General features: G+C 40.9%; 19 protein-coding genes. 1 reads left to right on the top strand and 18 read right to left on the bottom strand.

Annotation, left to right across the window (positions count from 1 at the left end; translation table 11 throughout):
- Positions 1 to 190: 190 nt before the first annotated feature.
- The 17 genes from dnaK to I6N95_RS19940 all read right to left on the bottom strand — a co-directional run bounded on the left by dnaK (position 191) and on the right by I6N95_RS19940 (position 18,848).
- Positions 191 to 2,020, bottom strand: a complete 1,830-nt coding sequence (gene dnaK, locus I6N95_RS20020) for a molecular chaperone DnaK (RefSeq protein ID WP_209531125.1) — start codon at positions 2,018 to 2,020, stop codon at positions 191 to 193.
- A gap of 71 nt (positions 2,021 to 2,091) precedes the next feature.
- On the bottom strand, positions 2,092 to 2,700 hold the full coding sequence (gene grpE, locus I6N95_RS20015) for a nucleotide exchange factor GrpE (RefSeq protein ID WP_347340584.1): 609 nt from the start codon (positions 2,698 to 2,700) through the stop codon (positions 2,092 to 2,094).
- Positions 2,681 to 3,727 (bottom strand): heat-inducible transcriptional repressor HrcA, encoded by a 1,047-nt coding sequence (gene hrcA / locus I6N95_RS20010; RefSeq protein WP_209531123.1) that lies wholly within the window; start codon positions 3,725 to 3,727, stop codon positions 2,681 to 2,683. Before hrcA ends, grpE begins: the two co-directional genes overlap by 20 nt.
- 216 nt (positions 3,728 to 3,943) lie before the next feature.
- Positions 3,944 to 5,122, bottom strand: coding sequence for a radical SAM family heme chaperone HemW (gene hemW / locus I6N95_RS20005; protein WP_209531122.1), 1,179 nt, complete (start codon positions 5,120 to 5,122; stop codon positions 3,944 to 3,946).
- 236 nt (positions 5,123 to 5,358) lie between these two features.
- A complete protein-coding gene (gene msrA, locus I6N95_RS20000; protein ID WP_209531121.1) occupies positions 5,359 to 6,192 on the bottom strand; it encodes a peptide-methionine (S)-S-oxide reductase MsrA in 834 nt (277 codons plus the stop codon).
- Between the two features lie 162 nt (positions 6,193 to 6,354).
- Positions 6,355 to 7,305 carry a riboflavin biosynthesis protein RibF gene (gene ribF / locus I6N95_RS19995; RefSeq protein WP_209531120.1) on the bottom strand — a complete coding sequence of 317 codons (951 nt, stop codon included), beginning with the start codon at positions 7,303 to 7,305 and terminating at the stop codon, positions 6,355 to 6,357.
- An 18-nt stretch (positions 7,306 to 7,323) separates the two neighbouring features.
- On the bottom strand, positions 7,324 to 8,235 hold the full coding sequence (truB, locus tag I6N95_RS19990; protein ID WP_209531119.1) for a tRNA pseudouridine(55) synthase TruB: 912 nt from the start codon (positions 8,233 to 8,235) through the stop codon (positions 7,324 to 7,326).
- A 180-nt stretch (positions 8,236 to 8,415) separates the two neighbouring features.
- A complete protein-coding gene (locus I6N95_RS19985) occupies positions 8,416 to 9,849 on the bottom strand; it encodes a 6-phospho-beta-glucosidase (RefSeq protein ID WP_209531118.1) in 1,434 nt (477 codons plus the stop codon).
- 18 nt (positions 9,850 to 9,867) lie between these two features.
- A complete protein-coding gene (locus tag I6N95_RS19980; protein WP_209531117.1) occupies positions 9,868 to 11,190 on the bottom strand; it encodes a PTS sugar transporter subunit IIC in 1,323 nt (440 codons plus the stop codon).
- A gap of 152 nt (positions 11,191 to 11,342) precedes the next feature.
- Positions 11,343 to 12,077 (bottom strand): MurR/RpiR family transcriptional regulator, encoded by a 735-nt coding sequence (locus I6N95_RS19975; RefSeq protein ID WP_209531116.1) that lies wholly within the window; start codon positions 12,075 to 12,077, stop codon positions 11,343 to 11,345.
- 76 nt (positions 12,078 to 12,153) lie between these two features.
- Entirely contained in the window at positions 12,154 to 12,504 is a 351-nt protein-coding gene (gene rbfA / locus I6N95_RS19970; protein WP_209531115.1) for a 30S ribosome-binding factor RbfA, read from the bottom strand.
- A gap of 69 nt (positions 12,505 to 12,573) precedes the next feature.
- Entirely contained in the window at positions 12,574 to 15,345 is a 2,772-nt protein-coding gene (gene infB / locus I6N95_RS19965) for a translation initiation factor IF-2 (RefSeq protein WP_209531114.1), read from the bottom strand.
- A 12-nt stretch (positions 15,346 to 15,357) separates the two neighbouring features.
- Entirely contained in the window at positions 15,358 to 15,663 is a 306-nt protein-coding gene (locus tag I6N95_RS19960) for a YlxQ-related RNA-binding protein (protein WP_209531113.1), read from the bottom strand.
- A complete protein-coding gene (rnpM, locus tag I6N95_RS19955; RefSeq protein ID WP_209531112.1) occupies positions 15,660 to 15,953 on the bottom strand; it encodes an RNase P modulator RnpM in 294 nt (97 codons plus the stop codon). Before rnpM ends, I6N95_RS19960 begins: the two co-directional genes overlap by 4 nt.
- A gap of 19 nt (positions 15,954 to 15,972) precedes the next feature.
- Positions 15,973 to 17,247, bottom strand: a complete 1,275-nt coding sequence (gene nusA, locus I6N95_RS19950; RefSeq protein WP_209531111.1) for a transcription termination factor NusA — start codon at positions 17,245 to 17,247, stop codon at positions 15,973 to 15,975.
- Positions 17,248 to 17,274: 27 nt separating this feature from the next.
- Complete coding sequence (gene rimP / locus I6N95_RS19945; protein ID WP_209531110.1) at positions 17,275 to 17,748, bottom strand: ribosome maturation factor RimP; 474 nt, start codon at positions 17,746 to 17,748, stop codon at positions 17,275 to 17,277.
- Positions 17,749 to 17,906: 158 nt separating this feature from the next.
- Positions 17,907 to 18,848 carry an L-lactate dehydrogenase gene (locus tag I6N95_RS19940; RefSeq protein ID WP_209531109.1) on the bottom strand — a complete coding sequence of 314 codons (942 nt, stop codon included), beginning with the start codon at positions 18,846 to 18,848 and terminating at the stop codon, positions 17,907 to 17,909.
- A 447-nt stretch (positions 18,849 to 19,295) separates the two neighbouring features.
- Between I6N95_RS19940 and I6N95_RS19935 the strand changes: the two genes are divergently transcribed.
- The gene (locus I6N95_RS19935; protein ID WP_209531108.1) at positions 19,296 to 20,141 is read left to right on the top strand and encodes a metallophosphoesterase; all 846 of its coding nucleotides are present in this window, start codon (positions 19,296 to 19,298) and stop codon (positions 20,139 to 20,141) included.
- A 45-nt stretch (positions 20,142 to 20,186) separates the two neighbouring features.
- Here I6N95_RS19935 and I6N95_RS19930 read toward each other — a convergent pair whose 3' ends face one another.
- A complete protein-coding gene (locus I6N95_RS19930) occupies positions 20,187 to 24,524 on the bottom strand; it encodes a PolC-type DNA polymerase III (protein WP_209531107.1) in 4,338 nt (1,445 codons plus the stop codon).
- Positions 24,525 to 24,586 lie beyond the last annotated feature (62 nt).

The raw sequence follows: 24,586 nt of genomic DNA, 5'->3' as shown, positions 1-24,586 counted from the left end.
GTTTTCCCTCCACATCTATTCTCTAGTTTTTTCTGTTTCCAGAGCCTAGTAAATCATACCATATATCAACAAAATACTAAACCATTTTTCGTGAAACAAATTGTCAAATTATCAAACTAAACTGCTGGATTTAAAGTAGAAGTAGGAAAAGCCAAAAGCAAACTGCTAATGGCTTTCCACGTTCAGACTTTTATTTGTCGTCGCCTTCAACTTCTTCAAAGTCGGCGTCAACCACATCATCTGCACCTGATTGCGCTTCTTCTGGGTTTTCTGCCGCTTGAGCTGCTGCAGCTTGTTCATACAATTTAACGGTCAACGCTTGAACGATTTCGTTAAGAGCGTCACGTTTTTCTTTCATTAAGTCTAAGTCATTCGCTTCAACGGCTGCTTTTAATTCATCACGAACTTCTTCTGCTTTTTTAACTTCTTCTTCATCCACTTTACCTTCTAAATCAGTCAATGTTTTGTCAACTGAGAACAACAAGGCATCAACATCATTACGTAAATCAACTTCTTCTTTACGGGCTTTATCTGCTTCAGCATTGGCTTCAGCATCTTTCACCATTTTGTCGATTTCTTCATCTGTTAAACCTGAAGAAGATTTGATAGTGATCGTTTGTTCTTTTTGAGTGCCTAAATCTTTGGCACTAACATTAACGATCCCGTTTTTATCAATATCGAAAGTAACTTCGATTTGAGGCACACCACGAGGTGCTGGTGGAATATCAGACAATTGGAAACGTCCTAGTGTTTTGTTATCTGAGGCCATTGGACGCTCACCTTGTAAGACATGAATGTCTACAGCTGGTTGATTGTCTGCTGCCGTTGAGAAGACTTGTGATTTACTTGTTGGAATTGTTGTATTACGATCAATCAGTTTTGTAAAGACTGATCCCATTGTTTCAATCCCTAATGATAATGGTGTTACATCTAGTAAGACAACATCTTTAACGTCTCCAGTAATAACCCCACCCTGAATGGCAGCACCCATCGCTACTACTTCGTCTGGGTTAACAGATTTATTAGCGTCTTTGTTTGTTTCTCTTTGAACCGCTTCAACCACTGCAGGAATACGTGTTGAACCACCTACTAAGATCACTTCGTCGATATCTGATTGAGATAAACCAGCATCTTTAAGAGCTTGACGAACTGGACCTTTCGTACGTTCTACTAAATCAGAAGTTAATTCATCAAATTTAGCACGAGTTAAGTTTAATTCTAAGTGAAGGGGTCCAGCGTCACCAGCGGTAATAAACGGTAAGCTGATTTGAGTGCTTGTCACACCTGATAAATCTTTTTTCGCTTTTTCAGCGGCATCTTTCAAACGTTGAACAGCCATTTTATCTTTAGATAAATCAATGCCGTTCTCTTTTTTGAATTCAGCTACTAAATGGTCGATGATTTTGTTATCAAAGTCATCTCCACCTAAGTGGTTATCTCCAGCAGTTGACAATACATCAAAGACACCATCGCCTAATTCAAGGATTGAGACGTCAAAGGTACCACCACCAAGGTCAAAGACTAATACTTTTTCTTCTTTATCTGTTTTGTCCAAACCATAAGCAAGTGCTGCAGCTGTTGGCTCGTTAACAATTCGTTCTACTTCTAAACCAGCTATTTTACCAGCATCTTTTGTCGCTTGACGTTGCGCATCGTTAAAGTAAGCTGGAACGGTGATAACCGCTTTTGTCACAGGCTCGCCTAAATAATCTTCAGCAAAACCTTTCATGTATTGTAAGACCATTGCTGAAATTTCTTGAGGTGTGTATGTTTTACCTTCTGCCTCAACCGTAAATCCAGCTTCGCCCATATGACGTTTGATTGATGCAATCGTATGTGGGTTGGTGACTGCTTGACGTTTTGCTACTTCACCTACTTGAATTTCACCATTTTTAAATGAGACAACAGATGGTGTTGTACGATTTCCCTCTGGATTTGGGATGATTTTTGCTTCTCCGCCTTCTAAGACTGCGACTGCAGAGTTTGTTGTTCCTAAGTCAATTCCGATAATTTTACTCATAGTTAATTTCTCCATTCATCTTTTAATTTTTTTATTATTAGCGACTGCGGCATAGCCGAGTCAGCGAAGTATTACTGGGCAACGATGACCATCGTTGGACGCAAGACACGGTCTTGCAAGATATAACCTTTTTGTAAGACTTGAACGATTTGATCCACTTTTTGTCCCTCTTCAACTGGCATGGTTTGCACCGCCTGATGTAAGTTAGGATCAAAAGTTTCGCCTAGAGCAGGAATTTCTTCAATTCCAGCTGATTTCATGGCATGTAAAACACTTTCCATCACCATTTCAATCCCTTTTTTCAAACTCTTACCTTGCTCATCTTCCACTTCGATGGCTAAGGCACGTTCCAAATTATCGATGGCTGGCAATAATTCTTTTCCTAAATCTTGAGAACGATACTTCGCCGAGCCCTCTCGTTCTTTTTGGAACCTATTGCGCATATTCGCAATTTCAGCTTGAGCTCGCAAGAATTTATCTTCCATCTCATTTAACTGATCTTGTAAGATTTCCTCTTGCGTTTTGTCTGTTTCATCCGATTCTACTGCGCCTTTCAAAATCTCGTCAATCTTTGCTTGATCAACTTCTTCGATTTCTTCTGTCACATCTTGCTCTAATTCTTCATTTTTTTCTGTCACGTCTCTGACTTCCTTTCTAACCTTAGAATGTTGATGATGAATCCAATGTGCGATAGTAATCCGCCAACTCACTGGCTAGCTCATACCGAAACGCATCAATCAATCCAAACATTTTTGCATAGGACATATTCGTCGGCCCGAGCAAGGCAATGGTTCCTCTACCATGGCCTGATACTTCATAAGAAGCAGAGATCAAACTCATGTTTGCCAAGAGGTCATTGTTTAGTTCGTTGCCAATTCGAATGCCAATTTCATCTTCCGGTGGTGCAATTAAGGAAGTAAGTTTATCTGTGTTATCCATTAACGAATACACAGACTTAAATTGGGATAAGTCTGTCAGCCCGTCGAAATCCAATAAATTCATGCGACCGCTAACGTAAACTCGCTCTTCGAAGGCATGTCCTAATATGGAATCGAAGAGGCCCATAATACCTTGTGGTGTGTGGAAATATTTTTGCAGGATGATCGGAATCTCTGTTCTCAGTTTATGGTAAACGGTCAACAGTGGTTCCCCTACTAACTTGTCATTGATGATTTTAATCATCTTTTCGATATCTTCGCTGGACACCTCATTAGGAATAGTGAAAACTTTACTTTCGACATTTCCTTTATCCGTCACAATAATCGCAATTAATTGATGACTATTTAAAGGCACAATTCGAAAACCCGTTAACCGTCGTTCCTTTACTTCTGGTCCAAGCGAAAATGCCGTGTAACTCGTTAGTTCAGACAAGATATCAGCTGATTGTTTGATAATATCATTAATCGCGTTAAACTCTTGCCCAAAGGCCTGTTTAATTGTCGATAACTCCGTGTGACTAACTTCAGCGGGCTGTAATAGATTATCCACGTAATAACGATACCCCTTAATAGAAGGTACTCGTCCTGATGAAGAATGGGTTTTTTCAATTAACCCTTGTTCTTCAAGAGCACTCATGTCATTACGAATAGTTGCCGAGCTAGCATTAATCCCTGCGTTCATCAACGTTTTAGATCCAACTGGTGCACCACTAGAGGTATAGACTTGGATGATCAAACGCAAAATATTCAATTGTCGTTCACTAAGCATCCTTATCACCTCTTTATTTTTTAGCACTCAATAAACTTAAGTGCTAATCACAATTAATAATATACCAAGTCTCGAACCTTTTGTCAACTAATAACCATTATTTTTTAGCACTCGACTCGCTCGAGTGCTAATTCACTTTAAAACAGCTGCCTGATTCGTAAAATCAGCCAAAATAAAAGGTTGCTGAAAGAGGGGTCTTTTCCAGCAACCTCATAATTAATCGGGTTGTTTTTTTTCAATTAAAAATTCTTGGAAGACTTCGTTCCCTAAAATTAACCCCTTATCGCTTAACCGAATAAAGCCATCCACTTGCTCAAGCATGTTAGCTTGTAACAACCGGTCAATCACCGGTCCATAAACACTTGTCAATTCCCGTTGAAATTTCTGATTAAATTTTTCATAAGAAACACCTTCGATTTTCCGCAAACCAAGAAACATCTCTTCCTCCATCTGATTGACTAGACTTAAAGTTTCGATTTCAATCGTCGGCAAACGATCTTCCTTTAAGGGGGTTAAATAATGTAAAATTGGGCCATAATTGCGATAACGAGATTCCCCCAAATAGCCACTAGCACCTGCCCCAAAGCCATAATAATGTTCATTGTTCCAGTAAATTAAATTGTGTTGACTTTCTTTACCTGGAATAGCAAAATTACTCACTTCGTATTTTTTTCGACCGGCCCGCTCCATAAAAGAGGCTGCTAGATCAAACATATCTCCTTCAGTGTCTTCTGTCGGTAAATTTAAGCGACCTTGACGAGCCCAATTATAGAACATCGTTTTATTTTCCAAAATTAGCGAATACATTGAATAGTGTGGTAGGTCCAGGGCTAAAGCTTTTTCTAAGGTGTCTTGAAAGCTCTCCATACTTTGGCCTGGTAAAGCATAGATCAAATCAATGCTCACATTATCCATGCCCCCTTGTTCCACTAACCGCATGGTCTCAAAGACATCTTCAGCGGAATGCTTGCGACCAATTTTCTTCAACAAACGATCATCAAAGGACTGAACCCCCATTGATAGACGATTGACGCCATGATTTTTAAGGACCTTAATTTTATCGAGAGTTAAATCACCAGGATTGGCTTCAACGGTGAATTCATTTTCTGGATTAAATGGCAACTCCTGACGAATCCCTGCTAGTAACACATCAAGCTGATTAGCTGACAAAGAGGTCGGTGTCCCCCCGCCAATGTAAATCGTCGGCGTATCATCTGATGGGTACTGTTCTTTTGTTAAACGAATTTCTTTAATCAACCCTTGAATGTAATCATCTACAGGCTGACCTTGAATAAAAACTTTATTAAAATCGCAGTAAAAGCAAATGTGCTCACAAAAGGGAATGTGAATATAAGCACCAATTTTACCCGTACTGGTCGTTTTCTTATTTATCATTTCTTACGTTCCTTTCAAAATACAAAGCAGACCATCTGATCGACCAGATGTCTGATTATCTACAATAACTAAATTGCCATCTCAAAGATCAAAGTCACTTTTTCAACGCTCTCTAACAGCAGTCTCAAAAACAACAATCAGCGGCAGCGCTTGACTCACACCGCAGAATCGCCTTAACTATTTTAACATAGTCCACCATCATCTCCTACTCGAGTCACTTTTTCAGATCAGCTAACTTACTTTTTAGGCTTGGGTTTTCTTAATGGCACTTTATCTTTCAAGCTTTGAAACCTCACCAATTGTTGACGCGCTCGCTTAATGCGGCGATATCTCTTCGGCTGTTTCTGATAAAATTGCTGATGGTAATTTTCAGCTGGCCAAAATGGACTGGCTAAACGAATCTCCGTAACAATAGGCCGAGTGTACTTACCAGAAGCGATGACTTGCGCTTTGGCTTGTTCTGCCACCTGCTTTTGACTCTCATTTTGAACAAAAATAATGGAACGATATTGACTTCCTCTATCTTGAAATTGACCAAACGCGTCTGTTGGATCAATCAGCTGCCAGTATAGTGCCAACAATTGAGCGTAACTTACTAAACGAGTGTCGAAAATTATTTCGACTGCTTCAACATGGTTTGTATAACCGCCACTGACTTGGTCATAAGTGGGCGAAGCTAGCTCTCCGCCAGTATAACCTGATAATACGGAAATAATCCCTGGCCGTTTTTCAAAAGGCTCCACCATACACCAAAAACAACCGCCAGCAAAAATAGCTCGTTCTTGATTTTTCAGGTCACTTAGGAGGTGTTTCTCGAAATCAAAGGCAATGTGGCCTTCTGGTTCGTCCTTAATTTTTAAATAAAAATCCGCTACATCCGGTGTTAAATTATTTCTACTAGCTAAAGGCCGTAATTGAGCCTCTAGAATGGCGAGTTGCTCCTTGAGCTTCCCACCACTCTCAACAGCCTCTTTGGTTGTGTTTAACTGTCCCCGTTCCCACTCTCTGGTACCTTTATTTAATAGTAAGTTATAGAGCTCTCCTAAGACCTCTTCTTGATCTAACTTCATCTTACACCACCTTCTATTTCCCCTAAAGTCAGCAAATTACCAATGTCAAAAACCACCTAAAACTTACCATACTCTCTCTGAAATAGCCAGTGACTGAAATCACCATTTGTGATAAAAATCCAAGGACCCTCAGTTAGAAAGGGTCCTTGGATTGTTCTGTTATTAATCGTCTGACTTTTCCTTAAAATAGTCTAAAGTATCTTGCTGATCTTGCTTAAGTTGAGCAATTAAGCCTTCAACACCTGTAAACTTAACTTCATCTCTCAAGTAATGATGCCATTCGACCGCAACTTGCTCGCCATAAATATCTTGATTGAACGCTAAGATATTCACTTCCACTGTTACATCTCGACCTGGTTCGAAGGTAATGTTACGGCCGATTTGAGCCATTCCTAAATACCAAGTTTTCGCAACTTTAATTTTAACCGCATAAACTCCTTTGCGAGGCAGACGGACGCTAGATGGCACTTTAATATTAGCCGTTGGAAAACCTAAAGTTCGTCCGCGAGCGTCACCATGAACCACGGTTCCTTCAATTTCATAAACGTAGCCTAAATAACTGGCGACTTCTTCCATCGCACCGGCTGCCATTAATTCACGAATCTCACTGGAACTGATTTTCTTATCGTTCGTCATTTGTTTCGGCACCGTTATAATCTCCACACGATTGCGAGTATACTTGGGCAAATTCGCCATTGTCGCGATTTCCCTTGGACCATAGGTATAGTCAAATCCCGCTACCGCTACTTTCCCGTGAAGCCCCACAATGTACTGATCAACAAACTCTTGCGGAGCTAAACTAGCAAATGCCGATGTAAACTCAACAATGTACAAATAATCAACGCCTAGGTCAGCCATTCGCCGCTCTTTTTGTTCAATCGTGGTCAGATATTTCATCGTCTCAGGTTGAATTTTTTGAAAGACGATCGAAGGGTGTTGATTAAAGGTCATCACAGCTAATTTTAGGCCTCTTTTCTCAGCTTCAGCTTTCCCTCGACGGATAACTTCCTGATGGCCACAATGGACACCATCAAAAAAACCTAAGACTAATACCACGTCTTCTTGAGGAATTTGCTCTAATTTATAAGGATGATGAATTTCAATTACTTTCATTGGTAAACTTCCTTTTCTCTAGTCGTTTCGTAACACTTTGACTGGTTTTAAAAATGCTTGTTTCGTTGGGTGTTGGGCATAAATACTGATCAGACGCTCTTGATAAAATAAAGCAATCATGCCTGATTCATCTGTTACCTCTAATTCATCTAAAGCTAAAAAACCGCCATTGCGAACAATTTGATACTGTTGATCACTGATGTCCAAACGTTCGAACATGGTGACTGATCGTTCAATTGGCAACAGAAAAGAATGGTCAGCTTTTTCCATTAATTCCGCTACCTCTTGCAACGTGACGCATTCATTCGCTGTAAACCCAGCACTGCCAGTTCGCGTTAAATCCGACATATGCGCCTGATACCCTAGTTTAGCGCCAGTATCGACTGCCAGTGTTCTAACATAAGTCCCTTTGCCACAGCCCACTTCAAAAGTCCACGATAAAGTGCCAGCTTGTTTGACCACCGGTTCAGATGTTCGTTTAAAATAGTGAATCTCCGCCTGTCGCTTAGGTCGCTCGACTGCCAGTCCTTCCCGAGCATATTCATAAAGACGCTTGCCATTCACTTTAACCGCTGAATACATCGGCGGAACCTGAGTGATCGTCCCAACCATTTGTTCCATTATTTCATCGATTTCTGCCAGTGTCGGTGCTGTTTCAACAACTGATTGAGCCACTATTTCACCGCTGGCATCTTCTGTCGTCGTAGAAAAACCTAAGGTAATCTCACCGACATAAGTCTTGCCACTATCTTGTAAATATTCAATTATTTTAGTGCCTTTGCCAATACAAATCGGCAATACGCCATCAACATCAGGATCTAATGTCCCCCCATGGCCTACTTTTTTTGTATGTAAAATTTTACGCAACTTAAAGACACAGTCATGACTGGTCATTCCACGTTCTTTCCACAATGGTAAAATACCGTCCATCCTCTTACCTCTCATTCATAAGATAACTTGTACATTATAGCATATTACTGCCATCTTTTCTGTTTATTGACTCAAAAAGTTCTATCATAAACTTGACTGCTCATTTTCTTCACTTAACCTAACTGACTGGACTCAATTGAAAAGAAAAAAGACTAGGTTTCCCTAATCTCTTTTACTTGATTATTTATTAGATAAACTGCCACCATTGGTCGCGATCACTTCTTGATACCAAGCAAATGATTTCTTTTTGCTTCTAGCCAAGGTCCCCTTGCCTTGATTGTCTTTATCCACATAGATAAAGCCGTACCGTTTTTCCATTTCACCGGTCCCAAAACTAACAATATCGATAATTCCCCACGGGGTATAACCAATTAAATTCACACCATCCTCATTAATTGCCAGGGCCATTTGCTTAATGTGTTCTGTTAAATAATTAATTCGGTAATCATCGTTGATACTGCCATCTTCTTCCAGAGTGTCATAAGCACCAAAACCATTTTCAACAATCATCATTGGCAGATTATAGCGTTGTTCCAATACATTTAAAACGTAGCGCAAGCCAACTGGATCAATTGGCCAGCCCCAATCACTTGCTTTGATATACTCATTTTGAGTAATCTTAAGCCCATCACCAATTAGATGTCCCTCAACTTCCGGATTCGCCGTAACAGTTCCAGACATGTAGTAACTAAACCCGATAAAATCTACCGTTCCAGCTTTTAACGCTGCCAGATCTTCCGCTGTGTATTCGATCTCATAACCCTTGCGTTGCCACTCGTTCAAAGTATAAGCAGGAATTTCACCTCGTGCATGAACATCATTGTAGAAAAAGCGTAAGTTCATTCCTTTAACAGAAGCCATCATATCTACTGGATTGCAAGAGTAAGGATAAACCGGAACATACGCCATCATACATCCGATTTGAAGGTTACTGTTAATTTGATGACCTAAGGCAACTACTTTGGCGCTTGCAATTAATTCATACAGGGAGGCTTGATAAATAATTTCTTCGGCATTTTCACCTTCGGCAACGATAACCCCTGAATTCGTCCAATTGTGTAATGCCTCATGGCCGCCCGCTTGATTATTGATCTCATTAAAGGTCATCCAATACGTCACCTTTTTTTGATAACGCGTCATGACAACTTCAGCAAAGTTCACAAAAAAATCAATCAGTTTTTTATTTTTAAAACCACCATATGCCTCGTGAAGATGATAAGGCATTTCAAAATGAGATAAGGTAATAATCGGCTCAATGCCATGTTTCAACAATTCATCAAATAAATCATCGTAAAACTGCAAACCAGCTTCATTTGGTTCCTTTTCATCGCCTTTTGGAAAAATACGACTCCAAGCAATCGACGTCCTAAAAGCCTTTAATCCCATCTCAGCTAACAGGGCAATATCCTCTGGGTAACGATGATAAAAATCGATTGCTTCGTGATTCGGGTAATTTTTACCCGGAATAACTCCGGCAGTAATCTCTCTGGCAACACCATTGGCGCCAGCAGTCATTACGTCGGCAATACTAACTCCCTTGCCTCCTTGATCCCAGCCCCCTTCAATCTGGTGAGCAGCAACAGCGCCCCCCCATAAAAAATCGGATTTAAACATATTTTTACCTTCTTTCTTTTATTGTGCTTGTCGCTCTTTTTCAGCCGCTTTATTTGCCGCTATAACAAATGGTAAGTAGATCAAAATAGAAATTCCTAAACAGACAAAACCGATGATTAACGCTAAGAAATTACCGCCTGTTCCAAGGAAAGGAATCAAAGGTCCTGGTGTTGTCCAAGGCACACCGATCGCTGGCGAAGGAATAATCTTGAGAACGATCGTCGCAAAGTAACCAACCATTATATTAACCATTGGCGTAAGCACAAAGGGCACCACTAATATCGGATTTAAGACAATAGGTAAGCCAAAAATTAACGGTTCGTTAATATTGAACAAGCCAGGAATAAAGGACATTTTAGCGATTTCTTTATATTCCGGTCGCCGTGAAGCAATAAAAATGGCGATGATTAACCCCAAAGTCATACCACTTCCACCCATATTAGCAAAAGCGTCATTTAGCATTCCCCAAGTCTCTGGATAAGGAATATCACTCAGACTTCCAGTATCATTTATATGAGCCAAATTCGCCATGTCAGGCTCTGTAAAAATCGCAGCACGAACAGCGTTTAGTGTATTTGGTCCGTGAATACCGATCGCCCACAATAAATTTTGCGTAAAGGCAATCATTAGAACTCCAAATAAATTACCGCCGATATTTCGTAATGGGGTTTGAATGGTATTGTAGATCACCTCATTAATCCCATTAGGGGCAAATAAGGAGATAGCATAGCTGAGGATCGACGCCAACATAATCATGATCACAATCGGAATCAAACCTGAAAATGAACGCGAAACCGCCGGCGGTACCATTTCTGGCATGTTGATTTTTAAGCGCTCATTCTTAAAGAGCTTAGGTAAAAATTCACCGATTAAACACCCAACTAACATGGCAACAAATAGCCCTTGGGCACCTAGATAGGTGGTTTCCATGACGTTCGGTCCGTTTTTCAAACCAAATGGTGCCGGATACAATATGACAAAACAGGCAATACTCGTCAATCCCGCTAACATATCATCCGCTTTAAAATGTTTTGCTAGTAAACTTGCCACTAAAAAAGCAATAAAAATCGACATAATGTTAATCGTTCCATTAGCAGCTGAAGCCAAGACTTTTTGAGCCGATTCTAAGTTAGGGAAAAACTTTGGTAAAAAAAGAATTTTAGCTAAAAATCCTTCTTTCGAAAAAATTAAATTATTCAATAATATCACGATTGACGATGCCATGGTCAAAGGGAAAATAAACATAAAAGCATCCCGAATTGCCGCCACATGTCGTTGATTATTCAGTTTTGTTGCGACCGGCACCAACGTTCTTTCCATAAAAGCATTAAACTTATCCATCTCTAATCTCCTTGCACATTTTAGTCTTTTTCATCTATCAGTTATCACTACCTTAGTATAACGATATCCAAGACAAAATATGCATCTGTTAATGAAAATGGTCCGTATGCCATAAAAAAGAAACAAGCACCTTGACGGTACACTATGTACCATCAAGCTTGTTTCGCTCTAATACGATTAATAATCAACTCCAAAATAAACACACAAGGGATTTGGCTGGATAGATCATGATACACATGCGATCGATCACTGTGACTCACATAATCCACGTAATGATCCGCCTTGCAAGCTAAGGGACTAGTTGAATCGCTGGTGATCACCACTACTTTTGTACGATCATCAGGTCTCATCTGATGGATCACATCTAACATCTCCACGGTATTTCCTGAAACACTTAAAATAAACATGACATTTTGCTTATCTGAGCTAAGACGAGTCTTAAAAGGATAAGTCCGATCGGTTAACGAAAAAGAATTAAACCCCAGATTAGCAATTTTGCGACTGGCATAACTGCCGATTGCACCAGAAGCACCGATCCCCATAAAAATACTAGTACCAGCTTCCATGATGAGGTCCGCACACAAATCAATTTTAAGTTCTAAATCATTTTTAAAATTTTTTCGATTTAAAATATCAAAATAGTCATCTAAAGCACTTTCGCCGTAGGGTTGTTTTGTTACCATTTGCTTAATCGCCAACTTAAACTCAGGAAAAGAATCGTAGCCACTCTTTCGGATAAAGCGCATGACAGAAGTCGGCGATGTATGAGACCCTTCAGCAATATCGCGAACGCGCATAAATGCAATTTTATCGTCATTGGCTAAAATGAAATGATAAATCGCCATCTCAACTTCAGATAACTCACTAAAATCTTGACCATTAAACATCACTGCCCCTCCATTCTCCACTTATTATATCACAGCGCAAAAAGAGGAAACAACCATTGGTCATTTCCTCTAATGCTTAATCTTTTTTATTCAAATTACGAATCAATTCATCAATATGACTGCCATAAGCAACAGAGGCGTCACGTTCAAAGATTAATTCTGGTGTTTTATAAATTTGAAGTCTCTGGCCTAATTCACTACGAATCAATCCAGTTGCTTTCTCCAATCCAGCTTGCGCCTTCGCAACATCAGAGGCGTTTTCAGACAAGGTACTATAATAAATCGTTGCTTGCTGCAAATCACCTGTCACACGAACATCTGTGATAGTAATGTCTTGAACACGAGGATCACGAACGCGTTTTTGGAGAATATCATTCACTTCACGCTGAACTTCTTGTGCCACACGGCGGTCACGAAATTTTGCCATGATATTTCCTCACTTTCTATTGATAGCCAGCAACAGTTCGAGCTTTTGCTCAAACTGTTGCCTCAAAACTTATTTTCGTTTGATTTCAACCATTTCAAAGCCTTCAATCACATCGTCCACTTTAATGTCATTATAATTTTCAATGGTAGCACCACATTCAAATCCCATTTTAACTTCTTTAGCGTCATCTTTAAAGCGTTTCAAGCTTGAAAGCTTGCCTTCGTGAATGACGATATTATCACGAATCAGACGAATGCCGCTATCTCGTTTAATAGAACCTTCAGTAACATAACAACCAGCAATGGTACCGACTTTAGAAACCGTATATGTTTCACGAATCATCATTTGACCTGTGATTTTTTCTTCGAATTCAGGATCTAACATCCCCTTCATCGCAGTCTCAATCTCATCAATGGCATTATAAATAATACGGTGTAGACGGATATCTACTTCTTCGGCATCTGCTTGTTGTTTTGCTTGAACTGTTGGACGAACGTTAAAGCCAATCACAATCGCGTTACTTGCTGCGGCCAAAGTGATATCACTTTCGTTGATTGCACCAACTGCAGAGTGAACGATTTTAACTCGAACACCTTCAACTTCAATTTTCTGTAAACTGGCCGCCAAAGCTTCGGCAGACCCTTGTACATCGGCTTTAATGATCACATTAACTTCTTTCAATTCGCCTTCTTTCAAGCTCTCGAATAAGTTATCCAATGTGACACGGCTACCGAGAGCACGATGCTCTAACAAGGCGCGTTTTGCACGCTCTTCACCTGCAGCACGAGCTGTTTTCTCATCTTCCAAGACAACAAAACGATCACCAGCTTGTGGCACATCATTTAATCCAGTAATCTCAACTGGAGTTGCTGGACCAGCTTCTTTATCGCGACGACCGATGTCATTGGTCATCACACGAACACGCCCAAAGGTATTCCCAACAACAATTGGATCGCCAACACGAAGGGTTCCTTGTTGGACAAGCAGGGTTGCCACAGGTCCTTTTCCTTTATCTAGACGAGCTTCAATCACGCTACCGATAGCATTTTGAGTTGGATCTGCTTTTAACTCTTGAACTTCAGAAACTAAGATGATCATTTCTAGTAAATCATCAATGTTCTGTCCAAACTTGGCTGAGATAGGCACAAAGATCGTGTCACCACCCCAGTCCTCTGGAATTAGTCCTTGTTCACTCAATTGTTGCATCACATGATCTGGATTTGCACCTGGTTTATCGATTTTATTAACCGCCACAATAATTGGCACATCAGCCGCTTTCGCATGGTTGATCGCTTCAATCGTTTGCGGCATCACCCCATCATCCGCTGCCACAACTAAAATTGTCACATCAGTAATACTGGCGCCACGAGCACGCATGCTCGTAAAGGCCGCATGTCCTGGAGTATCGAGGAAAGTAATCGTTTTGTCATTCACTTCAATTTGATACGCCCCAATATGCTGGGTAATCCCACCAGCTTCACCTAAAGAGACTTTGGTATTTCTCAATGTATCCAATAAGGTTGTTTTACCATGGTCAACGTGTCCCATGATCGTAACAACTGGCGGACGAGTGACCAAGTTTTCTTCTACGATGGCTTCTTCTTCAAAGAATTTATCGATATCAGCAACGTCCACTTGAATTTTCTCTTCAGCACCAATGCCATAATCAGCTGCTAAAAGTTCAATCGTATCTTTATCAAGGGCTTGGTTTTGGTTAACCATCACACCCATCATAAAGAGTTTTTTAATAATTTCCGCTGGCTCACGGAAGATTTTTTTAGAAATTTCAGCTACGTTCATGCCTTCAGAATAAACTAAGACTTCTGGTAGCTCCTTAAACTTACGTGGTGGCACCGCAGGTTTAGTTGACTCTGGGTATCGTTTGCCCTTCTTACCACGTTTGTTAAACCTGTTTCTATTTTGATTGTTGTAGCCACCCTGTTGGTTACCACGGTAATTACTGTTGCTGCGGTTTTGATTGCCTCCTTGGCTTGTACCACCGCGATTAGCGGCTGTAGTAGACCCTTGGCTTTGGCCTTGTGGACGATTGCCCTGGCTTTGCCCTTGCGGACGGTTGCCCTGGCTTTGACCTTGCGGACGATTGCCTTGACTTTGACCTTGCGGACGATTGCCTTGGCTCTGACCTTGTGGACGATTGCCTTGGCTTTGACCTTGCGGACGATTGCCCTGGCTTTGGCCTTGCGGACGATTGCCCTGGCTTTGGCCTTGCGGACGGTTGCCTTGGCCTTGACCTTGCGGACGGTTGCCCTGGCTTTGACCTTGTGGACGATTGCCTTGGCTTTGACCTTGTGGACGATTGCCCTGGCTTTGACCTTGTGGACGATTGCCCTGGCTTTGGCCTTGCGGACGGTTGCCTTGGCTTTGATTACTTTGGCCCTGCGGGCGTTGTTTTGATGTGTTTTGTGGACGACTTGCGCCACTTTGGTTTGTTTGCGTATTTCCATTTGTAGGTTTATTTGTCATATTTTTAGTTTGGTTTTCAGTACCGCCTGATTGCTGCGATGTCGTACTTCCTTTTCTTTTATCTAGATTTTTTTGTTGTGTTTGTGGTTTATTTCCAACAGTTTGTGGCCGCTGGTTGCCATTTTGACTAGGCTTTGATGCCACATATTTATTTTGGGCTGGCTTGTTGGACTGCGCTGGCTGCGAGCTTGTCTTTGGCTGACCTCCGAATGCACTACGTAATTTGGTTTCTTGATCAGCACTAATAGAGCCCATATGATTTTTTACGTCAATGCCAAGAGAATGTGCCCGATCAATTACCGCCTTGCTTGGTTGATCGATTTCCTTGGCTAATTCATAAATTCTTTTGTTACCCATGCAATCACCTTCCTAACTTGATAATAATTCTTGCAATTTCTTCGCAAATCCCTTATCACGAACCCCAATAATCATCCGGCTTCGGCCAATCGCATGGCTAAGTTCCGCCTGACTAAACTCAGTCAAACAGGGAACATGATAATAGGAACTTTTATCTTGAATCTTTTTTATGGTATTTTCGCTAGCATCCGTTGCCACAAAGACAAGGTTAACTTTCTGAGCGCGAATGTCGGCAATGGTCAGTTCTTCACCAGAAATGAGTTTCCCCGCACGCATTGCCATACCTAATAAGTTGAGCGCCTTCTGTCGATTCATCATTTACCAAGCAATTCCTGTCTGGCTTTTTGATGTGTCACATAGTCCAAAAGCTCTTGGTAAAACTGATCCGTCAAGCTAGCGTCCAAGACTCGATTCAAGGTTTGTTTATCCCAAGCTTTTTGCACCACTGCTGGCTCAATAGAAACATACGCTCCACGACCTGGCATCTTACCTGACGGATCAATGGCCACCTCGCCTTCTTTCGAGCGAACAACACGGATCATTTCTTTTTTAGGTTTCATCTCACCTGAAACCACACATTTTCTTAAAGGAATTTTTCGCTGTTTCATCTCTATTGCCTCCTAGGATTTAGTCGTCTTCGTTGGTAATATCTTCCGCAACCTGATCAGCAGATTCATAAAGGTCAGTATCAACCTCTTCTTCATACTCTTGTTCTTCTTCGATTGCTTCCGTAATATTATCACCATCTAAAACCAATTCTTCATTGTACTGATCAACAACGTAATCGTCAGCGAGATACTCGTCAGTCATCACATCGTCAACCAATTCATCAGACACCAAGTCTTCTTCAGGCATTTGGCTACGAATCGCTTCCATATCTGATTCAGACTTAATATCAATTTTATAATTTGTTAATTTTGCAGCTAAACGGGCATTTTGCCCCCGTTTTCCAATCGCCAGTGATAATTGATAATCAGGTACCACAACCGTACATGATTTTTCATTTTCAACAAAAAAGACATCAACGACTTGAGCTGGATTTAAGGCATTGGCGATAAAGATCGCTGGATCTTCACTCCATTCCACAATATCCATATTTTCCCCTTTTAATTCGTTAACAATTGCTTGCACACGTTGACCTCGGGGGCCGACACAAGTACCGACTGGGTCAACGTTCTCATCACGAGAGCGGACTGCTACTTTTGCACGGTCGCCTGCTTCACGAGCAATGCTGACAATCTCAACAATCCCATCGTAAACCTCTGGAATCTCTTGTTCAAATAATCGTTTTAGTAAATCAGGATGGCTACGACTAACGAAAACTTGTGGACCCTTCGAAGTATTTTCGACTTTCGATACATAAACTTTAATTCGATCATGAGGTTGGTAAACTTCATTAGGAATTTGATCTTGACGAGAGAGAACCGCTTCGATTTTCCCAAGGTTGACATAAATATAACGATTATCTTGACGCTCGACAATGCCTTGCATGATGTCATTTTCATAAGCACTGAATTCGTTATAAATGATTGTTCTCTCAGCCTCACGTACACGTTGCAAGATAACTTGCTTAGCTGTTTGAGCGGCAATCCGTCCAAAATCTTTAGGAGTTACCTCAAAGCGAATTTTATCCCCTAATTCATATGCCCCATTCAGTTGTAAAGCCTCTTTCAGACTAACCTCTAATTGGGAGTCCATGACTTCCTCTGTCACTTCTTTAACCGCGTAAACATGAATATTGCCTTTTTTGTGATCAAAATCTACTTCCACGTTTTGAGCTTGTCCGTAGTGACGTTTATAAGCAGAGACTAAAGCTGCTTCCAAGGCGTCGATGACGATTTCTTTCGAAATGCCTTTTTCTACTTCCAATGCTTCTAGGGCATTCAACATTTCTTTACTCATTTTTACTATGCCTCCGTTTGTCTTTATCTAGAACTGAATTGCTAATCTTGCCTTGGCAATATTTTTCCGTTCGAATGTAATATCTTTTACTCTTGTTTTAATTTTAACTGTTAAGGTCAATTCGTCGGCTGTTAATTCTTTCAGCGTACCGTTGAATTGTTTTTCCTTTTCAACCATTGAATATAAAGAGATATGAATGTATTCGCCAAGGGCGTTTTCATAATCTTCTTCTTTCTTTAATGGCCGTTCAGCTCCAGGAGAAGAGACTTCTAAGAAGTAAGCTTGTGGGATCGGATCAGGATTCAGCTCATCCATCGCATCACTTAACTTTTCACTAACTAACGCACATTCTTCGATATCAATGCCATTCGGTTTGTCAATAAAGACACGTAGAAACCAGTTTTTACCTTCCTTCACGAATTCTAGATCTACTAACTCTAAGTTTTGCTCTTCTAAGATTGGCGTGACAACCTTCGTAACAGTTTCCACTACACTACTCAATCCATTCGCCTCCTTCACGGGAATCTGTTTCTCCATCAAAAAGAGTGAGCGTTGTGCGCTCACTCTCTCATCAGGTATCAATCTTTGAATATTATATCATGTTTTTTCTGAAAACTCAACCAAAGTATGATTCTAGCAACTTTTTTCTCGTATTTGACTTAAAATGTGTGAATTTTTGCAAAATTTGTCCGAATTATCGCACATGATCGTTCAAAATCAGCTTGTTCACCTTCTGATAATTGCCATTCAAGCAATCCTTCCACACCTCTTTTACCAATAATAGCTGGCACTGAAGCAAAAATCCCTTCCTGCCCATACTGACCATCCAAATAAACTGAAACAGGTAGTATTTTCCGCTCATCATGAAACAAACTTTTAATCACTTCAACTAAAGCGGTAGCAATGCCAAACTCTGTCGCCCCCTTGCCCAACAAGACCTGGTAACCTCCGTCCTTGGTTTCTTGCAGCAACTGTTCATAATTGAGCGGTCCGAGGTCTTGAGCCGCTAAATAAGACACTAAAGGTTGACCACTAATAGTTACATGAGACCATGGTATCATGGCTGAAAAACCATGTTCTCCTAAACAAAATGCATTAAGCGACTGACGGTTTATTTTCAACATGTTAGCTAATTGACTCTGCAAGCGTGCAGAGTCCAGAACACAGCCCGTACTAAAAATGCGTTCTTGGGGATAATCCAAGTATTCTTGAATGTAGGTCGTAATAACATCCGCTGGATTGGATATATTAATAATAAAGCCTTTAAAGCCACTCTCTTGCAACTTAGGTAAGACATCATCTAATACGCCGACGAGCTCTTCTAATTCATCTAAGCGGTCCTCACTTGGCCCTGAGGGTGGTCCGACACAAATAACCACACAATCAGCATCTACCAACTCTTGATACTCACCAGCAGAGGCCTTCACATGATGAGGCAAATAGCTAACAGCATCCTCAATATCCAACGCCTGAGCCCGCGCTTTTTCTTGGTCGCAATCAATCAAGACTAATTCATCCACTTCACCCTGAGTCGCCAGAGCAAACCCAACGTGAGATCCGACATGACCTGCACCAATAATACCAATTTTTCTTACCTTCATTTTTGCAGCACTCCTTCTACTTAATGGTCCGTTGTCCTTTATCTCTATGCGGTAAACCGCTAAGAATAAAGGCTCTCCTTCTACTTAATGGTCCGTTGTCCTTTATCTCTATGCGGTAAACCGCTAAAAATAAAGGCTCTCCTTCTACTTAATGATTCGCTATCTTAAGTGAATCATCGTAAATACATGATAATCATACTTTTTCGACTTTTTCTATCACTTGACAAGGATCAGCTAGTTACTGTTAATCATACACCATGTCGCAGATCTTTTAAACTCTCATCTATCGGGAGCCCCCCATGAATAAATGTTTTTTGTTAGCTACCTTAACCGCTTGGATGCTTTGACCATATTTATTAATAATCATATAAATTTCACCCAAAAGAATTGGTAAATTAGCAATTACTCGCTATAATAGTTTTTTACTGACTGAAAGAAGGACCCATTATGAAAACTATTTTAATTCTCATCCCATGTATGATGTTATTGTTTTGCCTCTTAGGCTACTGGACAAATCGTCAACTTGAGGTGACTAAAGAGAACTTGAGTATTGACAATTTACCTAACGCCCTTAATAATACGCGGATTTTACATGTCTCTGATATTCATTACGAACGGCTTCGAGTCCCTCTAAAGAAACTTTTGACTGCAGCAGAAAAAGAACAACCTGATGTTATATTTGTCACTGGCGACACGGTCGATCGCACCGAAGATGTCACACAATCGCACATTCAGGAACTGATAAATGACTTAGCTGCTATCGCCCCCACTTATGTTATCGAAGGAAATCACGAAAGGACTAGTGGTCAATATGAGGAGTGGCGCGAATTAATGCTGAACTCCAAGGCGACGCTGTTAGAAAATTCCGTGATAACGATCCAATTGAAAGGTCAGCCCATTACTTTAGTAGGTTTAAAAAACGGTGTGACTGATTTGCCTTTTGAAGAAAAAACTAAAATTAATAAAAGCTATCCAGCTTTTATTTTAGCTCATCATCCTGAAACATTTAGCTTGTACATTGAACACTTTTTTAATTATCCCATTAAAGCTATCTTTTCTGGGCATGCTCACGGTGGTCAAATAAGACTTCCTTTTATTGATGGCTTATTATCACCCAATCAAGGCTTTTTCCCTGAATATACAAACGGTCCCTACTTACTTGCTGAAAAGCCGGAAACAACGCTCTTCGTAAGTCGTGGTTTAGCCAACAGTAGCTTCCCATTTCGAATTAATAATCACCCTCACCTGATTAGTCTAAGCTTAAGTGACAGTACTCCTTTAACATCAGAATGACCAAAAAAAGAGATGCCTGGCAATAATCAGGCACCTCTTTTTTTCTTATAACATGTCAAACAAGGAAAGTTGATTTTCGTCTGGTAAACCATCTAATACACCATTATCAGTCATGTACTCGATCAATGTTTTCGAAACTTTACCACGTGTTGCCAAGTCTTCTTTAGATAAAAATTCTCTTTCTTCCCGAGCAATCATGATTTGTTTTGCTACGTTTCCACCTAAACTGGGAACTGCTCTGAAAGGAGCAATTAGGGTATTTCCCTCAATCACAAAATTTTCTGCATCAGATTTATATAAATCGATCATGCCAAAGTTATAGCCTCGCTCAATCATCTCATTACACAACTCTAGAACTGTTAAGAGGTTTTTCTCTTTGGTTGATGCCTCTAACCCTTTGTCTGTGATTTCTTTCATCCGCGCTTTCACCGCTTCTTTTCCTTGAGCCATGGCGACTAAATCAAAATCGTCGGCACGGACGGAAAAATAAGCAGCATAATACAGGATTGGGTAATAGACTTTAAAGTAAGCCACCCGCAGAGCCATCAACACATAGGCAGCCGCATGAGCTTTTGGAAACATGTACTTGATTTTCAAGCAAGAATCAATGTACCACTCTTGAATTCCTGCAGCACGCATATCAACTTGCCAATCATCGGGAATCCCTTTCCCCTTACGGACGCTCTCCATAATTTTAAAAGCCAGACCGTCTTCCAAGCCATTGTGAATCAAATAAACCATGATGTCATCTCGACAACCGATTACTTGAGCTAGGGTTTGTTTTCCCTGACGAATTAGTTCTTCTGCATTTCCTAACCACACATCTGTCCCGTGAGACAAACCAGAAATCTGTAGCAATTCAGCAAAGGTCGTCGGATGGGTTTGTTCTAACATCCCCCGTACAAACTTAGTCCCAAATTCGGGAATTCCAAGGGACCCTGTCTTGGAGTATATTTGATCTGGTTCAACGCCTAAGACTTGCGGACCTGAAAAAATCCGCATAACTTCTGGATCATCCGTCGGAATGGTTTTAGGATCAATTCCAGACAAATCTTGTAACATCCGAATTACCGTTGGATCATCATGACCCAAAATATCAAGTTTTAGGACATTATCATGAATGGAGTGAAAATCAAAGTGTGTCGTCTTCCAATCAGCAGATTGATCGTCGGCTGGGTATTGAATCGGTGTAAAATCATAGACATCCATATAATCAGGAATAACTATGATCCCCCCTGGATGTTGTCCAGTCGTCCGCTTAACGCCTGTGGAACCTTTGGCCAAACGATCGATTTCAGCATTTCGCAAGTTCATGTTATTGTCGCGCTCATACCCCTTAACAAAACCATAAGCAGTCTTATCCGCTACGGTGCCAATGGTACCTGCTTTATAGACATACTCGTCACCAAACAAATCTTTGGTATATTCATGGGCTTTCGCCTGATAGTCACCAGAAAAGTTCAAATCAATATCAGGGACTTTATCCCCATGGAATCCTAAGAAGGTCTCAAAAGGAATGTCGTGACCATCTTTAAAGAGCCGAACATCACAAGACGGGCATTGTTTTTCTGGTAAATCAAACCCAGAACCAATTGAGCCATCCTCGAAAAACTCCGTATACTGGCACTTAGGGCAACGATAGTGAGGTGCCAAGGGATTTACTTCCGTGATCCCCGTCATAGTCGCCACAAAACTAGAACCGACCGAGCCACGTGACCCAACCAAATACCCATTTTCCAAACTCTTATGAACAAGCTTTTGTGAAATCAAATAAATAACAGAGAACCCATTGCCGATAATACTGTCCAACTCTTTTTTCAAGCGCTTCTCGACGATATCTGGCAGTGGTTCCCCATATAACCGCTTCGCCTCGTTATAACTCAAATCCGTAATCTCTTGCTCGGCCCCTTCAATCTTAGGCGTATAAAGATCGGTTTTAACTGGCGTAATTTCGTCAAACCAATTGGCAATCAGCTGACTGTTCTCAACCACCACTTTTTTTGCCAAGTCACTGCCGAGGAATTGAAAGTCATTCAACATTTCATCGGTTGTTCTAAAATGAACGTCAGGTAAGGAATGACGATTTAAAGGATTGGCTCCTCCCATGGAATTAACCAAAATCTTTCGGTAAATCGCATCCGTTTTGTCAATGTAATGAACATTTCCCGTGGCTACCACTGGCTTATCCAATTCATCCCCAATCTTCACCAAATTACGAATGATCTCTTCCAAGTCATGTTCATTCTTAACTAACTCTTGTTCAAGCAAATGAGAATAGACCGGCTTGGGCATAATTTCAATATAGTCATAAAACTTTGCTCGTTTTTTAGCCTCTTCAATCCCCTTTTGCATCATAGCTTCAAAAATTTCTCCCCCACTACAAGCAGAACCAATAACCAACCCCTCTCGGAGCTTGCTTAACTGTGAACGCGGAATTCGTGGAATCCGGTAATAAAAATCAATGTTAGACATGGAGATTAATTTGAACAAGTTTTTTAAACCCGCTTGTGTTGTCGCCATGACGGTTGCGTGAAAAGGACGGGCCCGTTTATACGAATCCCCTTCCCCGACATGCTCATTAAACTCATCGTGAAAGTGAATATTATGTTCTTCCTTGGCTTTTTTTAAGAAGATCCAACAAAGATGGCCTGTCGTCTCAGAATCGTATACAGCCCTGTGATGTTGCTCTAAGCCAACCCCATATTTTTTCGCAATGGTGTTCAAGCGATGACTTTTCCAATCTGGATGTAAAAAACGGGATAATTCTAAAGTATCGATAACTGAATTTGGTGCCTCTGGAATATCATATTTTTCGTAACTGGTATTTAAGAAGCCCATATCAAAACTGGCATTATGGGCCACTAAAATATCTTCTCCACAAAACTCCCGAAACATCTTCAAGACTTCTTCTTCTGATTTCGAATTACGAACCATGTCATCGGTAATTCCCGTCAAATTGATGGTGGTTTGTGACAAGGGATGGCCAGGATTAATAAACTGCTCAAAGGTCTCAATCACATTCCCTTTGTGCATCTTGACTGCCGCTAGTTCAATGATTGTGTCATAAACGGCAGACAAACCCGTGGTCTCCACGTCAAAAACGACATAGGTCGCATCAGTTAACTCAATATGTCGAGAGTTATAAGCGATTGGCACCCCGTCATCCACCACATTGGCTTCAATGCCGTACAAGATTTTAATGCCGTGTTTTTTGCCTGCGCTATGCGCATCAGGGAACGCTTGAGCACCAGCATGATCCGTAATTGCAACAGCAGGCATCCCCCATTTAGCAGCTTGAGCCACTAAATCTGTGGCACTTTTTACAGCATCCATGGTACTCATATTTGTATGAAGGTGTAACTCCACCCGCTTTTCGCCTTCTGGTGCTAGGTCTTTTCGGCCAGCTTTTTTAACTTCCATCAAGTCCCGACCATTCATCACCAAATCTTTCATAAAGGTATCCTCTTGGACACTCCCGCGTACACGGAGCCAACTGCCTTTTTTGATGGCAGCAAAAACGGCTTCGTCTTGAGCACCATTAGAGAATTTCTTGACTGCAAAAGAAGAGGTATAATCCGTTAATTTAACCACTAAAATTTGGCGACCGGATCGTAAATCTCGAACCTCCACATCGAAAACAAACCCCTCAATAACCACGCTTCGTTCTTCATCAATAATCGCACTCATCGGCATGATCGGTTCATCATTATTAATTTGACGGCCCATTTGAACAGGCCCCTCAAGAGCAGGCGCCTCGGTCTTCTTCTTCTCTTTTAACTGTTCATTTTTCTCAATAGCGGCGGCGGCTTCTTCCATCATCTTCGCTTGTTGTTCTTGTTGACGAGCGGCAAAGGCCTGACGATTTTCTTCTGCTTTTTCCTCATTAACTCGAGGATCGATTCTAAAACGAGGAAAACCGAAATCTTGATAGGCTGTTTCGACAGCAGGTAGATATTGCTGCTTTAAATAGCCCAGCACCCCTTCATTGTCAACCAAAATGACAATTCGATCTTCATCTATAAATGGCAACTGATCCTTGAGAGCCCCGTTAACAATCGCTTTATTACATTGAGCATTATTAACACCTAGCGCCCAGTAATCTTTCAATTGCTCATCTGTATATGCAGACTCTGTCGCAATAATGTGCATGCGAATAGTGGCAATGGATTCAAAAGCCATTGTCAGTTTTTGGCTAAGTAGCGAATAAACGTTAATCGGCAAGATTTCTGGAAAGCGTAAATAAAACTCCCAAACGCGGCTTTGTTTATGGACAATCACCTTTTCAACTTGGCCCTCGCGGACTAAAGAATCACTGCGCATTGTCTCATCTAAATTCATCTGGTCAACTAATTTAGCAAATAATTCTTGCGGATTTAATGACACACTATAACCTCCTTGAAAACTTTTTTTAAGCCAGTGTCAGATCAAACAACTGCCCATTCTCA

It is taken from the genome of Vagococcus allomyrinae, from assembly GCF_017829975.1.
GTDB lineage: Bacteria > Bacillota > Bacilli > Lactobacillales > Vagococcaceae > Vagococcus_D > Vagococcus_D allomyrinae.
Note: the sequence above shows the minus strand (reverse complement) of the source record. Positions and strands in the feature narration are given on the sequence as shown.